The organism is Demequina lutea (genome assembly GCF_013409005.1).
Lineage (GTDB): Bacteria > Actinomycetota > Actinomycetes > Actinomycetales > Demequinaceae > Demequina > Demequina lutea.
This window is the reverse complement of sequence record NZ_JACBZO010000001.1, coordinates 2,360,266-2,374,905: the sequence shown is the minus strand read 5'-3', so window position 1 is coordinate 2,374,905 and position 14,640 is coordinate 2,360,266. Positions and strand designations below refer to the sequence as shown.

The window sequence follows — 14,640 nt, the reverse complement described above, 5'->3', positions numbered from 1 at the left end:
CCCGTTTCACCACTGAGTCGGCGCTCATGCCCACTCAAACGCATGCGACGCGTCTGAGTCGCCGCTCATGCCCACTCGCGCGACCCCACGTCGCGCCGTCGCGCTCGTGACCATCGCTCTGCACCAGGCAGGCCGCTCCGTCAGATCGCGATACACGAAGCGAAGTGTCACGATGCCGATGGACGCGAGCCGCACGTCGCGGCGAGCGTCGCGCTCTCGTTGGCCCGCACCCCCGTGTGCGACGGCGCCGTCGAGTTCCACCGCGGTGCGTGTGACAGGGTCGTACATGTCGAGTCGGTAACTCGCGCCGTCGGCCAGGACACGGTGCTGGCGAATGAAACCCGCGAAGTCATTCGTCGAAAAGACGGCCCTCAGTCCGACGGTCTCCAAGTAACTCTCCGAACCGGCCGCCGCTGCAGCCAACGTTGATTCGAGCTCCCTCCGGTGGCGTACGGAACTCAGACTCGCGGCAACTTCACCGATTTCGCCTGGTGTGGCGAGCCCTCGCCGCACGGCGCGGTACACCATTTCGTCGGCTTGGTGGCGAGGCAGGTGGCCATACGCAGTGGCGATCGCCCACCCTGGCATGGCGACGGGGCACCCATGCCAGAGAGCGGACGGAGGGCGCTCGGCCAAGCGCTTGAGCGAGAGCCACGGGGGCACAGCGCGCGACATCGAGAGAGGTGCGGTCACCGTGATGACTCGCGGAGGCTCGCACAGTTCCCATGCCGATGCTGCGGCCGCTCCGATGACGACGGAGCCAGATCCTACCCACGTGGTCGCCGCATGCGCTCGCGTCAATGTTGACTCGGCGTGCTCTGTGGCGGCGTAGAGCGTCGGCAACAAACGCGTGACAGCGCCGCTGCGAACGGCCGCGCGCAGTGCTGCTCGGGGCCACCGGCGCTCGATCGCGTGTCGGTCGTGGGCGTGGGGTGTTCGTTTCAATGTCTCGACGAGCGTGACCGCGTCGTTGTTTCGCATGTACGAGGAGTACCGGACAAGGGGAGCGCGTGGTGCGGGATTAGGGCTGGTCTGTGGATAGTGGGTGGTCACCAGCGCCGACTACGACGCGGGCGGATGAGCGGCGGCGCTAGAGCGTTGGGCTGGTGCCGCTGTTGCTGCCGATGCCGCCGCCCGCACTGCGACGCACACGTCGCGCGTTGCGAGCCGAGCGCCGGGGCGTGAGGTTGCCCGCTCGCTTGAGTCTGAGTTCGTAGGCGCGCATGCGCGGTTGCGGCACGTTCATGTGGAACAAGGGGCCGGTGAGCCGCACCAGAACCGTGGCGATCACCGCGATGCCGATCGAGATCAGCGGCCGTGTGCCCGTGTAGAGCAGCGCGTATGTCACGGCACCCGCCAGGCCCGCGACCGCGTTGGGCGGGCCGACGTACATGATCGAGGATGGCCTTCCCTGCAGGAGGTCGGACAGAATGAGCCCGCCGACCGACGCGATCGTGCCGATGATGATCGCGGGCAACATGCCCAGATCCGCGATGAGCGCGGCGTTGGTGCCGACGCACGCGAAGAGGCCGATGACGATCGTGTCGATCGGCCACAGCACGGGCCCTAGCTTGCGTAGGTAGTAAAGGAACAGCATGCCGAGCCCGGCAGCGGCCGCCGCGACGATCAGGTACGAGGGATCGCGAAAGGCGGCAGGGGGCAGATTGCCAAGCAGCAGATCACGCACGAGCCCGCCGCCGAAACCCATCGCCGCCGCGAGCGTAAAGACGCCCACGAGGTCGGTGTGTTCGTCCTCACCCGCACGCAGGGTGCCGCCGAGGGCGCCAAAGAATACCGCTAGCAGGTTGATTGCAAGCGGGAGTTCAAGGACGTCGGGAAGTGGCACATGCCAAGGGTAGGCCCGGACGGTTGAAACAGTGGCGGAAGTCGCGCAGGGGAGAGGGGCAACACGGGCCACATCGCCGTGGACTGAACGCCCGCCTCGACTTGCGGAGTGAGCGCTCACTCACTTATGATTCTCGGGTGTCGACGCCCATTCCAAGCCGAGCCCCGCGCATGTCCGTCGAGGACAGGCGCGAGTCGATACTCGACGCCGTCGTCCCCTTGCTCCTCAGCCGCGGCGCCGATGTCACGACCAAGGAGATCGCCGATGCTGCGGGCATCGCGGAGGGCACCATCTTCCGCGCGTTCGCCGACAAGGACGAACTCATCCAACTGGCTGTCGCCAGGTTCATGGATCCGGAGCCGACCTATGCGGCTCTCGAGCGCATCGACCCCCACCTGGAACTTGAGGACAAGATCAGGGCGGTCGTCGAGGTCTTCAGGGAGAGGTTCGCGGGTGTCATCGGTGTGGTCTCCGCGCTCGGCCACCACAAGCCGCCGAGAGATCCCTCCCACAGGTCCGACGCCGATGTCCGCGCCAAGGCCATCTTCTCCAAGCTCTTCGCGCCCGATGCTGACAAATTTCGCATCGAACCGGGTCTCGCCTTCTTCTTCATCAGGCTTCTGACGTTCGGAACAGCGATGCCGATGTTCATGTCCACTCGCGACGTAGACACTGATCAGCTCGTCGACTTCATCATGCGAGGCATCACCAAGGAAGGCCAGTAACCCATGTTGTGGAAACTCCTCGTCACCTCGATACGCCCGTACGGGCGCCTTCTGTGGGGCGTCATCCTGTTCCAGCTCGCCCAGTCGATGGCGAACCTCTACCTGCCGAGCCTCAACGCCCACCTGATCGACAAGGGCGTCACGAACGTCGGCGCCAACGGCCTGCCGAACCCCAACATCGCCCTCATCTGGCACGACGGTGGCATCATGCTCGCCCTGTCGGTCCTCCAAATCACCTGCGCGATCGCGGCGGTCTACTTCGGCGCCAAGATGGCGATGAAGGTGGGCCGCGACCTGCGTGCCAAGATCTTCAACCGCGTCGGCAGCTTCTCGGAGAACGAGGTGCAGAAGTTCGGCGCCCCGTCGCTCATCACCCGCACCACGAACGACGTCCAGCAGGTGCAGATGCTCGTCCTCATGTCCGCGACGCTGATGATCTCCGCGCCGTTCATGGCGATCGGCGGCGTCATCATGGCGCTCCAGCAGGACGTCGGGCTCTCGTGGATCATGGTCGTGGCGATCCCCGTCCTCCTCGGGGCCGTCGGCGCGATCGTCTCGCGGATGGTTCCGCACTTCCGCAGGATGCAGAAGCGGATCGACGTGATCAACCGCGTACTGCGCGAGCAACTGACGGGCATCCGCGTGGTGCGCGCCTTCGTGCGCGAGCCGGTGGAGCGCGTCCGCTTCGCCAAGGCGAACGCCGACGTCACCGAGTCCGCCTACAAGGCCGGGCGCCTCATGGTGACGATGTTCCCCGTCGTCATGGTGGTCCTCAACCTCTCGAGCATCGCGGTCATCTGGTTTGGGGCCTCGCGCATCCAGAGCGGCGAGATGCAGATCGGCGCGCTCTTCGCCTTCCTCACCTACCTCATCCAGATCCTCATGGCCGTCATGATGGCGACCTTCCTCTTCATCATGGTTCCGCGCGCGGCCGTCGCGGCCGACCGCATCCAGGAGGTCCTCGCGACCGAATCGTCCGTCGTCCCGTCCGCCAACCCCGTGACCAGGCTCGATGCGACGGGCACGGTCGAGTTCCGCGACGTCACCTTCTCCTACCCCGGGGCCGAGAAGCCCGTCCTGTCGGGCATCACGTTCACGGCCAAGCGCGGGACCCGCACCGCGATCGTCGGGAGCACCGGCGCGGGCAAGACCACGCTGATCAACCTCATTCCGCGCCTGTACGACGCGACGGGCGGCCAAGTGCTCGTCGACGGCGTGGACGTGCGCGACGCGGACCTCGACGTCCTCTGGAAGAGCCTGGGGCTCGTGCCCCAGCGTCCCTACCTCTTCAACGGCTCCGTCGCCTCGAACCTCCGCTACGGCAACCCCGACGCGACGGACGACGAGCTGTGGGAGGCGCTCGAGATCGCCCAGGCCAAACCCTTCGTCACCGAGATGTCCGAGGGGATCGAGACCGAGGTCTCCCAGGGAGGCACGACGGTGTCCGGCGGTCAGCGGCAAAGGCTGAGCATCGCCCGGGCCCTGGTCCGCGAACCGGAGATCCTCATCTTCGACGACTCGTACTCCGCCCTCGACACGGCGACGGACGCGCGGCTTCGCGCGGCCATCCGGGCCAAGGTCAAGGACGTGACGATGATCGTCGTCGCCCAGCGCGTCTCAAGCATCGTCGACGCCGACCAGATCCTGGTGCTCGAGGCGGGCGAGATCGTGGCCCGCGGCACCCACTCCGAGTTGCTGAAGACGTCGGAGACCTACCGAGAGATTGTCAGTACCCAGCTTCGAGCGGAGGACGCGGCATGAGCGAGCGACAGAACGACGCGCCAGCGCGGCCGGCGCCGCGCTCCCATGGCCCCTTCGGGGGCATGGGCCTTCCCGCCGAGAAGGCCAAGGACTTCAAGGGCTCTGTCCGGCGCCTCGTGGGGCTCCTCGGGCCCGAGAAGGTCTGGGTAGGGCTCGTCATCCTCCTCGGCACCGTCAGCGTCGCGGCGAGCGTCTCGGGGCCGAAGATCCTCGGCAACGCCACCACGGTAATCTTCGAGGGCCTGACCTCGCCGACCCACCGGATCGACTTCACGCGCCTCCACAGCATCCTGTTCTGGGTGATCGGCATCTACATCGGCGCCGCCCTGCTCGGGTGGGCCCAGGGCCTCATCCTCAATGCGGCCACGCAGCGCGTCATCTACAAGCTCCGTTCGCGCGTCGAGGACAAGATCCACGTCCTGCCCCTCAAGTACTTTGACGAGCACCCGCGCGGAGACCTCCTCAGCCGCGTGACCAACGACATCGACAACATCTCGCAGGCACTTCAGCAGACCCTGAGCCAACTGTTCATCTCCGTGCTCACCGTGCTCGGCGTCGTCGGGATGATGCTCTCCATCTCCTGGCAGCTCGCGCTCATCGCGCTCGTGTCGATCCCGATCACGGCCGTGATTGTCATGCGCGTCGCGAAGCGCTCGCAGAAGATGTTCGCCGCCCAGTGGAAGGACACCGGCGACCTCAACGCGCAGATCGAGGAGATGTACACGGGGCACGCTCTCGTCAAGGTCTTCGGTCGGCACAAGGAGGTCGGGAAGCGTTTCGACGACAAGAACGACGAGCTCTTCAAGGTGAGCTTCGGCGCGCAGTTCGTCAGCGGCATCATCATGCCGGCGACGATGTTTGTCGGGAACCTCGTCTACGTCGCCATCGCGGTGGTCGGCGGGATCATGGTCGCCCACGGCTCCCTGCCGATCGGCGACATCCAAGCGTTCATCCAGTACTCACGCCAGTTCTCCCAGCCGCTCGCGCAGCTCGGGTCCATGGCGAACCTCCTCCAGTCAGGGGTCGCGAGTGCCGAGCGCGTGTTCGAGCTCCTCGACGCCGACCCGGAGTCCGCGGACCCGGAGCCCTCCGAATCGCCCAAGGAGCACCACGGCGAGCTGCGGTTCGAGCACGTCGCGTTCCGCTACGTCGCCGACAAGCCGCTGATCGACGACCTTTCCCTCGTCGCCGTCCCCGGCAAGACCGTCGCGATCGTCGGGCCTACGGGCGCGGGCAAGACGACGCTCGTCAACCTGATCATGCGCTTCTACGAGCTCGACGGCGGGCGCATCACGCTCGACGGCGTCGACATCGCGACCATGACCCGCGACGACCTCCGTGCCCGGACGGGCATGGTGCTCCAGGACACGTGGCTCTTCGAGGGGACGATCCGCGAGAACATCCTCTACGGCCGCCCGGACGCCACGGAGAAGGAGATGCACGACGCGGCGGAGGCGGCTTACGTCGACCGCTTCGTTCACTCCCTCCCCGACGGCTACGACACCGTGCTCGACGACAACGCGTCGAACATCAGCGCGGGAGAGAAGCAGCTCATCACGATCGCGCGCGCCTTCCTCGCCCGCCCGAGCGTGCTCATCCTCGACGAGGCGACGAGCTCCGTCGACACCCGCACGGAGCTGCTCGTCCAGCACGCGATGGAGAAGCTCCGCAAGGACCGCACGAGCTTCGTCATCGCTCACCGGCTCTCGACCATCCGCGACGCCGACCTCATCCTCGTCATGGAGGAGGGGAGCATTGTGGAACAGGGCACGCACACCCAGCTCCTCGAGGCGCAGGGCGCCTACTCGCGTCTCTACGAGGCCCAGTTCGCGGCGGCGATCGACGATGGCGCGACGGTGCCGTTGCCCTAGGGTGCGAATACGGGTGTCACGGTGGCGGGGTGGTCGACTCCCTGATGCGGAGCGACGGGGTGATGATTACCCGGTGCGCCGGCCGTCGAGGGTCCGCCAAGCGTGCGGACAGCAGCTCGATGGCGGTGCGGCCGAGTGACAGCCGAGGGGGACGAATCGCGGTGAGCCGCGGCGTAAAGAGCCCCGCAAACTCGTCGTCGTACGCGATGACCGACAAGTCACCTGGCACGCTGTGCCCTCTCGACTCCCACCGTTGCACAATCGCGGTGGCGGCAGCATCGGCGTGGATGAGGAGTCCGGTGATTCCCCGTGACTCGCACTCGTCAAGGAATCGGTCAGCGGCGTCGTCCCAGCCGGGGGACGCTGGCTCCGGTAGCTCGTGATCCACGGTGGCTTCTCTTGACAGGTCCAATTCCAGCCGGGCCTCGTGCCACCCACGGCGCACAAGGTTGCTGTGCGGACTCTTCATGTCGGCCGCCAATCCCACGCGCCGATGGCCCAGGCTCGCGAGGTGTCGCAGCGCGAGTTCTGCTCCTTGAGGGTGATCCGACATGACCGACTCGAGGGTCGTGTGGAGCGGCCCCACGGCTGCCGATCGTTCCACAAGCACGACCGGGACGCCCGTCTTCGTCAACCACTCAAGAGCTTCATGGGTATGGGCCGCCGCCATGTTGGGCGCGACAACAACTCCCCGTACGTGGTTGCGTTCAAGGAGTCGCTCTAGTTGTGGTTGCATGTCGTCTGCCTCGTAGGACGACCCGCGTAGCACCAGCCGGATTCCGAGCCGCGCGGCGGTCTCCTCGGCACCACGTATGACGCCTGGCCAGTAGTAGTCCATCGACGGCACGAGGATGCCGATCGGGGTGGCGTGTGCCTTGGCGGGAGGTTCGTCGGCAGCGGCGGGTTCTTGGTCCACGGCCGCGGCACCGCCGTGGACTCGCCGCAGTAGCCCTTGGTCGGCCATCGCTGTCACGTCTCGCCGAAGCGTCATGGGTGTGACGTTGAGCCGTTCTGCCAGGTCAGAGATGCGCACCACTCCCTCGATCGCGAGGATCGAGAGGAGTTCGTTCCTTCTGGCCTCCGCGAGGACGGACCGCGGCTCGGCGCCGCTCATCGGTCGACCCTCACTGTGAGAGCAATTTCGCCAGCGCCCGCTTCCGGGTGAGGAATGGCAAGCGTGAGTCGCGAGAGAGACGGCCCCCATACGTCGGCAAGCATCGGGTCCTCCAGTTCCTTCGTCTCCCAGCTGGCTTCGGCGACATCATCCCACGCAACGATCACTGATCGTCCTGACGCAGTGCCGATGCGGGCGAACCCAGCGCCTTGCTCGACGTCTCCCGCAATCATCCAGTGGGAGAGCGAGTCCGGAGTTGGCGCCGACGCCTCCCAGGCATCGACGATCCGCACCGCGCCTTTCGCGCGATCAAGTTGCACGACGCGTCGCCAACGGGTGATGGGGCTCACCGGGTAGGCGTTGATAAGGTCGATTTCGCACGTCGTGGCATCGCCGGTTTGGGCGCGGCGGGGCTCTGATGCAGCGAAGCCCGGACCTATTCCTTGGGAGTGGCCCGCGATACGGGGAACGCTGTGCCAGTCGGATTGCATGGTCCAGATTTCATACCGACGGGCCGAGAACGTGAGGCTCGTGTAGGTGGGCCGACCTGGATCAACGATGACGGGCACGCCGTCGAGGGCGACCGTGACCGAGCCCACATCGAGGTGGTTGTGGTGCTCGCCGTTGTGTCCTCCCTTGAGCACGGTAGCGAGACCCTCGGAACTGCCGTCCTCCTGGCGGGCCAGCCACACTTGTGTGGAAGGGAGCCAGACATCGCGCGGCAGCGGCGGTTGCCCGCCCGATGATTCCGCCCAGGTGGTGTCCACGAGGGCACCGAGGAGGCGTCCCAGTCCTTCGCGTTCGGTGGCTACCGTGCCCGATGCGGGGCGTCGCGACAGGGCAAAGCGCCGTGCCGAGTCCGCGCCCATATTCTTCGCCGCGACATACAGCGAGTGCCATGGCAGGTCACGGGGTGGCCGCGCCTGGCCGTCGCCGGCGGCGACGAACCAGTCGCCACCGAGGTGCATCAGGTGGGGAAAATCGACGGTCGCGCGCAGCGCGGGCACGGATCCGGCATCGAAGCCGCCCCAGGAAGCATCGAGCATGTCGATGGTTTCGAGCAGGCGGCATGCGCCGTTCCACCAGTAGGAGTAGCCCTCGTCTATCGCCCCATCGAGCGGCAGGGCCTCGACATAGGTGTCGACGGCGGCGATCGCCTTGCCGACGATTGCTCGCCGCCTTTCCGCGTCGTCCTCAAACTGGGTGGCTGCGGTAATGACATTGCCGAGGATCCACGGGTTCCAATTGTCGACGTCGTCGGGGGTGCCGAGCCAATGCCAGTCGTCGCGTTCGAGGAACGGCGAGGTGATGCGGGTCCTCACCTCTCTGCGCAGGCGAGCCCGAAGTCCGGGCGCCGCGACATCCAGTTGTTCGCCCAAGAGGTGGTCCGTCCATGCGAGTTGGGCGGCCATTTCGCCCGCACCAAGGTCGAGGAAGGGCCGATCGACATCGGGCAGGTGTGCGCCGGTCGTCCGGCGCGCGTCGTCGTGCGCTGGCCAACACCAGGTGGACTGCTCGCACAAGAGATAGATGCCGTCGACGACCTCGTCGATCCAGCCCGTATCGAGGGTGGATGCTGCTGCGATGACAGCGCGGGTGAGTCGTAACTGGCGAGCTCGCAACGCCGTTTCGTACTCTTCCCTGTCGCCGTCCCGGTGGTACCGCATCGCGGCGGTGGCCCGGAGTTCGGGCCACGGATTGACGGCCCGGGCGGTCTCCCGGGCAATGATCGCCGCACGAGTCTCGCGGTGCGCCGTGCCGTTCGTCAGATCCCAGGTCGCCCGATGAGACGCCGGCGGCACCGCGAGGGGGCTTGGCACCGTGCGGCTCCGTGCGGCCCACATGTGGGCGAGAGCCCCGCCCGTGGTGACGTCTGGCATGGTCGCTCTCTTCCATCGAGTTCTCGTGCAGTCGCGTTCAGTGTTCGTTAATGATCGAACATAGCATGTTACGTCTCGATTTGGAAACAAAACTTGACACAACCGCTCACTTCATTGTTCACTCTCAATGGATGGTCACCGTTGTGCTGATCCTCTCGTACGGCCTGATCATCTCGAATCCTCAATGACGAAGGGTTTCGCGAATGCGACAAGCGAACGCTGCAACTACGGCACCGAGCCGTCCGCGCGTTCCTGCGCTCGATCGTGACGCCCTCGAACTGATCGCACAACGCATCCTCCGCGGAGCGATGCACCACGGCTCCTCGGGCCACGCCCGCATTATCTACCCCGGCGCAGCGGGGCCTTTGGGTGCGGACATCGACGGACTTGAGGGCTTCGCTCGCACATTTCTTCTTGCGGGATTCGCGGTGTCCGGAGCACGCGGTGGCGACCCACTTGGGTGCCTCGACTGGTACGCCGAGGGCCTCTTGGCTGGAACGGACGCGCGTAGCGCCGAGCGCTGGCCGCGACTCGACGAGCACCCGCAAGCAAAAGTGGAGGCCGCGTCGCTCGCCTTTGCGCTCGACATGACGCGCCCCTGGCTGTGGGACCGCCTCGACGCCCGCCAGCAGCAGCAGGTTGTGGATTACCTGGCCCCCGCCGTCGGCGACGACACGTACCCGCAGATCAACTGGGTGTGGTTCAGGCTCGTCGTCCAAACCTTTCTCGCGTCGGTGGGCGGGCCGTCGTCTGAGTCCGAGATGCGCGCCGACCTTGCGACCCATGACTCCTTCGTGAAGGCCAACGGCTGGCTCTCCGATGGTGAGGAACGCGCTTTCGACCACTACGGCGGCTGGGCCCTACACACATTCCCCGCACTATGGGCGCGCATGGAAGGCGCGCGTGACCTTGCTGCGGAGCGCGCGGGCGTGGACGTGCAGCGTCTCGACCGTTATCTCGACGACGAGCTCGTTCTCGTAGGAGCAGACGGTTCCCCGTTGATCCAGGGCCGAAGCCTTTCCTACCGCTTCGCAGCGGCGGCACCCTTCTGGGCAGGCATCCTCTCCGGCGTACCAAGCCATGCACCTGGGCTACTGCGCCGAGCCGCAACGGGCATCGTGGGCCACTTTGCCGAGCGCGACGTTCCGGGGGAGGACGGGGTGTTGCCGGTCGGCTGGCATGACGCATGGCCGCCACTCGCGCAGGCGTACACCGGTCCCGGATCGCCATATTGGGCATCGAAGGGCCTCATGGGCCTGATGCTCCCCGCAGACCACGAGGCGTGGATTGCGCCTGAGCAGCCGCTTCCCATTGAGCGCGCTGATACGGTCCGTGCCATCACGGCCCCCGGCTGGTTGGTCTCAGGTACCGTCGCCGATGGCATCGTGCGCGTGATCAATCACGGCACGGACCACTCGGTCGAGGGCGCGCTCGTCGGGGATTCTCCGCTGTACGCCCGGCTGGGTTACTCCACGACCACCTTCCCGCTGCTCGACGAAGAGTCGTGGCGTAGCCCGCTCGATCAGACGGTGGCCTTTGTGGACGCCGACGGCGTGGCGACGCACCGCGCGGGGTTCAGATCGCTCGGGGTGGCCGTCGAACGCTCCGGACCCGTGGATGTGGGTATCGCAGGCTCGGTTGTCACGGCCCATTGGCTCGACGCCGACGCACGGCAGCAGCACCACGGGTCGGGTTACACCGGCCAGGCGACGGTCGCGGGCGTCATCACCGTTGTCTCGATAGTCCGCGGTCCGTGGGAGGCTCGGCTGGTCCGTGTCGACTCGATCGCCGACGACCGGATCCGTGCTCTTCGAGTTTCCGGGTGGCCGATCTCGGCTGCGACTCATGGCTCCACGGACGAGCGCGATGGCGCGGTGGCCGTCCAAGCTGCAGGCCTTCGCTCGAGCATCGCTTGCGACGGTGCCGAGGCGGGCGTCGCTCGTGTCGAAGATGCCAGTCCGCTCGGTCCTCACTCAAGTGTGCCATTTGCCCTCCTGCCCGTAGGGGCAGGGGAGTGGCACTTGCTCACCGTCGAGTTGTCGTCGTCTGGCTCCGAGCCAGCTGCGTCTCGTGCGGCGGTGAACTTCGCAAAGGGATCGGGGCAACCAGGGTCGCTTGTCTGGCCCGACGGAGTGGTGACCGACACCTCGCTTTCCACGTATCTACCCGGTTTGGACACCCGTCCGCCCGGCGAAACCAGTGCCCAAGGACGGGCCACCTATCCCCCAATGGAGGAAAAATGAAGCACCCGATAATTAAGAGCGTGGGAGTGGCGGCTGCCGTCGCGCTTGCGCTGTCCGCGTGCAGTTCGGGCGGGAGCACCACGCCAACCAGTTCCGCTGCCGCAGGTGCCACCAGCGCCGCAGCGGCGGCGCCGGTCACGCTGTCTCTCGCCGGTTGGAGCCTGTCGACGACACCCGAATTCCAGACACTCGCCGACGCTTTCCACGCGGCGCACCCCAACGTCACCGTCAACCTGAAGGAATACGACGCGACGAACTACGACACGCAGATGACGGCGGATCTCGCCGCCGGCTCGGCGCCCGACCTCTACATCCTGAAAAACCTGAAGAACTTCTTCACGTACCAGGATGGCGGACAACTCATGGACGTCTCGGACGTCGCCTCCCAGCTCAACAAGAGCACGAGCGGCCTCTCCGCGTATCAGGTGGCCGGCAAGACCTATGCCGTGCCGTACCGCCAGGACTCCTGGTACTTGTACTACAACAAGGACCTGTTCGACAAGGCTGGGGTGAGCTACCCAGACGGCAAATGGACGTGGGATGACTACGCCGCCGCCGCGAAGAAGCTAACCGCAGGCCTGGGCGGGGGCGACGTCACGGGTGCCTACGAGCACAGCTGGCAGTCGACCCTGCAGGGCTTCGCCAACGCGCAGGCCCCTAGTGCCGACATCCTCACCGGCAAGTTCGACTACTTCAAGTCCTATTACGACCGCGCTGTCGCCATGCAGGACCAGGGCTCGCAGCCCACGTTCGGCACGGTAACGACCAACAAGCTCACCTACCAGGGCGAGTTCGGCAAGCAGAAGGCGGCCATGATGCTCATGGGCAGCTGGTACGTCGCGACCCTGATCTCACAGGAGGGGACGGGCGATGCCGACACCTTCAACTGGGGCATCGCACCGGCGCCGCAGTTCGACTCCAGCACGACATCCATGCCGGTGACGTTCGGCGACCCGACCGGCATCGGCATCAACCCGGCCATCGACAAGTCCAAGGTTGATGCGGCCAAGCAGTTCCTCGCATTCGTCGGCGGTGAGGATGCCGCTAAGGCCCTCGCGGGGATCGGCATCACGCCGGCCTATGCGTCGAGTGCCGTCACGGATGCGTACTTCGCTCTCAAGGGCGCCCCCACCGACGCCCTCTCGAAGTTCACGTTCGGCACGCATGACACCAAGCCGGAGAATCCCGTATCCAAGTACACCGCGGCCATGCAGAACGTCCTCGGTGACATGCACACGGCGATCATGTCGGAGAGCTCGACCGTTGACGCCGCCATAGCGGACGCGCAGAAGCGCGCCACTAACGAGGTCCTCAACCAGTAGGTTCGATGGGTTCTGGCGCGCGTCCGAGGGCGCGCGCCAGAACCCTTCACCTCTCTGAGGAGCCCCTATGTCAACGATGACTACCGAAGGCCCCACGCGGTCCCGGCGCACGCTCAAGTTGCGCAACACGCTCACCAGCTGGTCCTTCATCCTGCCGAACTTCCTTGGCTTCGGAGCGATCACGCTCCTACCAGTGATCCTGCTGTTCTATATCTCCTTTACGAAGTGGAATGTCTTCGGCAAGGCCACCTGGATCGGCACCGCCAACTTCACGCGGCTGTTACATGATGCGAGCTTCCACAAGGCGTTGATCAACACCCTCTACTACAGCGCGCTGCACATTCCGCTCACGCTGGTCATCTCACTTTCCATGGCGCTGCTGCTCAACACCAAGATGCGCGGCGTCACCTTCTTCCGCACCGCCGCGTTCTTCCCCTTCATCACGTCCATCGTGGCCATCTCTGCGGTATGGAACATGCTGTACAGCCCCGACTACGGCGTGATCAATCAGGTGCTGCGGTCGGTCGGCATCGACAACCCGCCCGGATGGACCAATTCGAGCACGTGGGCCATGCCAGCGCTCATCATCGTGAGCGTGTGGCGCGACGCGGGCTATTACATGCTGCTGTTCCTCGCGGGCCTGCAGACGGTGCCCCGCGATCTCTATGAGGCGGCACGCACGGACGGCGCCAACGCGTGGCAGCGGTTCGTGAATGTCACCCTCCCGTGCCTGCGCCCCACCACGTTCTTCATCACCGTGATCCTCACCATCGGGAGTCTCAAGATCTTCGACCTTGTGCTGGTCATGACCAACGGCGGTCCCGGCCAGGCGACCACGGTGCTCTCGCAATTCATCTACAAGAAGGGATTCCTGGAGAACGACTACGGCTATGCCTCGTCTGCGGCGGTGGTCCTGTTCCTGATCAGCATCGGCATCACTGTCGTCCAGTTCGTCGTCAACAAGAAGCGGGATGAGTCATGACCGCCACAATGTCCCGTCTCGCGACGCCGCGGGATCCACATTCCCGCCCCCGCCGTCCGCTGCACCGTAGCCGGCTATACCCGATGTGGCGCGTGCTCGGGTATCTCGCACTGACCGCCGCCTCCATCGGTGTCTTGGTGCCCTTCTTCTGGATGGCGGCGTCGTCTCTCAAGCACAACAACGAAGTGTTCACGATCCCGGTCAAGTGGATTCCGAGTCCGGTGGTCTGGCACAACTACGTCGAAATTTTCGTCAAGTCCGACATGATCACGTGGATCAAGAACACGCTGTTCCTGTCCGTCGTCATCACCTTCCTGCAGGTGTTCACCGGCAGCTTCGCCGCCTACGGCTTCTCCAAGATGCGATTCCGCGGTAGGGACGTCCTCTTCCTCGCCTACATCGGGACGATCGCGGTGCCTTGGCAGGCGTACATGATCCCGCAGTTCATCATCTTTTCGAAGATCCATCTGACCAACACCCTCTGGGCGATGGTGGCGTTGCAGGCGTTTGGAGCGTTCGGAGTCTTCCTCATGAAGCAGTTCTTTGACTCGGTTCCCCATGAGCTGAGCGAGGCGGCCCGCGTGGACGGACTCAGCGAGTACGGGATCTACCGACGCATCATGCTGCCGCTGTCGGTACCGGCGATCGCGAGCCTGAGCCTCCTGACGTTTGTCAACGTGTGGAATGACTACCTCGGTCCGCTCATCTACCTTCGCTCCCACAGCATCTGGACAATTCAGCTCGGTCTCAACAGTTTCATTTCCCAATACAACGCCGACTACGCGCTGATCATGACGGGATCCGTGCTGTCGGTGCTGCCCATCGCGATCATCTTCGCATTCGGCCAGAGGTACTTCGTAGAAGGCATCGCGACCACAGGGATCAAGGGGTGACGC

General features: G+C 65.3%; 11 protein-coding genes. 7 read left to right on the top strand and 4 right to left on the bottom strand.

What is annotated here, in order from left to right:
* Window positions 1-24: 24 nt before the first annotated feature.
* Together BKA03_RS11440 and BKA03_RS11435 are read right to left on the bottom strand one after the other, a co-directional pair.
* Complete coding sequence (locus tag BKA03_RS11440) at window positions 25-981, bottom strand: endonuclease domain-containing protein (RefSeq protein ID WP_062074061.1); 957 nt, start codon at window positions 979-981, stop codon at window positions 25-27.
* Between the two features lie 109 nt (window positions 982-1,090).
* Window positions 1,091-1,846, bottom strand: coding sequence for a trimeric intracellular cation channel family protein (locus BKA03_RS11435; protein ID WP_062074060.1), 756 nt, complete (start codon window positions 1,844-1,846; stop codon window positions 1,091-1,093).
* 137 nt (window positions 1,847-1,983) lie between these two features.
* On the opposite strand from BKA03_RS11435, the gene BKA03_RS11430 reads away from it, so the two are divergent.
* Genes BKA03_RS11430 through BKA03_RS11420 form a run of 3 tightly spaced genes read left to right on the top strand, consistent with a single transcriptional unit; the run spans window position 1,984 to window position 6,203 of the window.
* Window positions 1,984-2,571 (top strand): TetR/AcrR family transcriptional regulator, encoded by a 588-nt coding sequence (locus tag BKA03_RS11430; RefSeq protein WP_202965702.1) that lies wholly within the window; start codon window positions 1,984-1,986, stop codon window positions 2,569-2,571.
* Window positions 2,572-2,574: 3 nt separating this feature from the next.
* Window positions 2,575-4,332, top strand: a complete 1,758-nt coding sequence (locus tag BKA03_RS11425) for an ABC transporter ATP-binding protein (RefSeq protein WP_062074058.1) — start codon at window positions 2,575-2,577, stop codon at window positions 4,330-4,332.
* On the top strand, window positions 4,329-6,203 hold the full coding sequence (locus BKA03_RS11420; protein ID WP_062074057.1) for an ABC transporter ATP-binding protein: 1,875 nt from the start codon (window positions 4,329-4,331) through the stop codon (window positions 6,201-6,203). The genes BKA03_RS11425 and BKA03_RS11420 overlap by 4 nt, the downstream gene beginning before the upstream one ends.
* 16 nt (window positions 6,204-6,219) lie before the next feature.
* Here BKA03_RS11420 and BKA03_RS11415 read toward each other — a convergent pair whose 3' ends face one another.
* Together BKA03_RS11415 and BKA03_RS11410 are read right to left on the bottom strand one after the other, a co-directional pair.
* Entirely contained in the window at window positions 6,220-7,317 is a 1,098-nt protein-coding gene (locus BKA03_RS11415) for a LacI family DNA-binding transcriptional regulator (RefSeq protein ID WP_062074056.1), read from the bottom strand.
* The gene (locus BKA03_RS11410) at window positions 7,314-9,197 is read right to left on the bottom strand and encodes a heparinase II/III domain-containing protein (RefSeq protein ID WP_062074055.1); all 1,884 of its coding nucleotides are present in this window, start codon (window positions 9,195-9,197) and stop codon (window positions 7,314-7,316) included. The genes BKA03_RS11415 and BKA03_RS11410 overlap by 4 nt, the downstream gene beginning before the upstream one ends.
* A gap of 203 nt (window positions 9,198-9,400) precedes the next feature.
* Here BKA03_RS11410 and BKA03_RS11405 point away from each other — a divergent pair, with 203 nt between their 5' ends.
* From BKA03_RS11405 to BKA03_RS11390, 4 genes are all read left to right on the top strand, one after another.
* Window positions 9,401-11,440 carry a DUF2264 domain-containing protein gene (locus BKA03_RS11405; protein WP_083971077.1) on the top strand — a complete coding sequence of 680 codons (2,040 nt, stop codon included), beginning with the start codon at window positions 9,401-9,403 and terminating at the stop codon, window positions 11,438-11,440.
* Window positions 11,437-12,762, top strand: a complete 1,326-nt coding sequence (locus BKA03_RS11400; protein WP_062074054.1) for an extracellular solute-binding protein — start codon at window positions 11,437-11,439, stop codon at window positions 12,760-12,762. Before BKA03_RS11405 ends, BKA03_RS11400 begins: the two co-directional genes overlap by 4 nt.
* Before the next feature lie 67 nt (window positions 12,763-12,829).
* Window positions 12,830-13,744, top strand: a complete 915-nt coding sequence (locus BKA03_RS11395; RefSeq protein WP_062074053.1) for a carbohydrate ABC transporter permease — start codon at window positions 12,830-12,832, stop codon at window positions 13,742-13,744.
* Window positions 13,745-13,827: 83 nt separating this feature from the next.
* Entirely contained in the window at window positions 13,828-14,637 is an 810-nt protein-coding gene (locus BKA03_RS11390; protein WP_062074052.1) for a carbohydrate ABC transporter permease, read from the top strand.
* Window positions 14,638-14,640: the final 3 nt, after the last annotated feature.

Bases quoted from the DNA above. Each gene is read 5' to 3' on its own strand.
- BKA03_RS11400 (WP_062074054.1), top strand. From the start codon at position 11,437: ATGAAGCACCCGATAATTAAGAGCGTGGGAGTGGCGGCTGCCGTCGCG.
- BKA03_RS11425 (WP_062074058.1), top strand. From the start codon at position 2,575: ATGTTGTGGAAACTCCTCGTCACCTCGATACGCCCGTACGGGCGCCTT.
- BKA03_RS11395 (WP_062074053.1), top strand. From the start codon at position 12,830: ATGTCAACGATGACTACCGAAGGCCCCACGCGGTCCCGGCGCACGCTC.
- BKA03_RS11440 (WP_062074061.1), bottom strand. From the start codon at position 981: ATGCGAAACAACGACGCGGTCACGCTCGTCGAGACATTGAAACGAACA.
- BKA03_RS11410 (WP_062074055.1), bottom strand. From the start codon at position 9,197: ATGCCAGACGTCACCACGGGCGGGGCTCTCGCCCACATGTGGGCCGCA.
- BKA03_RS11420 (WP_062074057.1), top strand. From the start codon at position 4,329: ATGAGCGAGCGACAGAACGACGCGCCAGCGCGGCCGGCGCCGCGCTCC.
- BKA03_RS11405 (WP_083971077.1), top strand. From the start codon at position 9,401: ATGCGACAAGCGAACGCTGCAACTACGGCACCGAGCCGTCCGCGCGTT.
- BKA03_RS11390 (WP_062074052.1), top strand. From the start codon at position 13,828: ATGTGGCGCGTGCTCGGGTATCTCGCACTGACCGCCGCCTCCATCGGT.
- BKA03_RS11415 (WP_062074056.1), bottom strand. From the start codon at position 7,317: ATGAGCGGCGCCGAGCCGCGGTCCGTCCTCGCGGAGGCCAGAAGGAAC.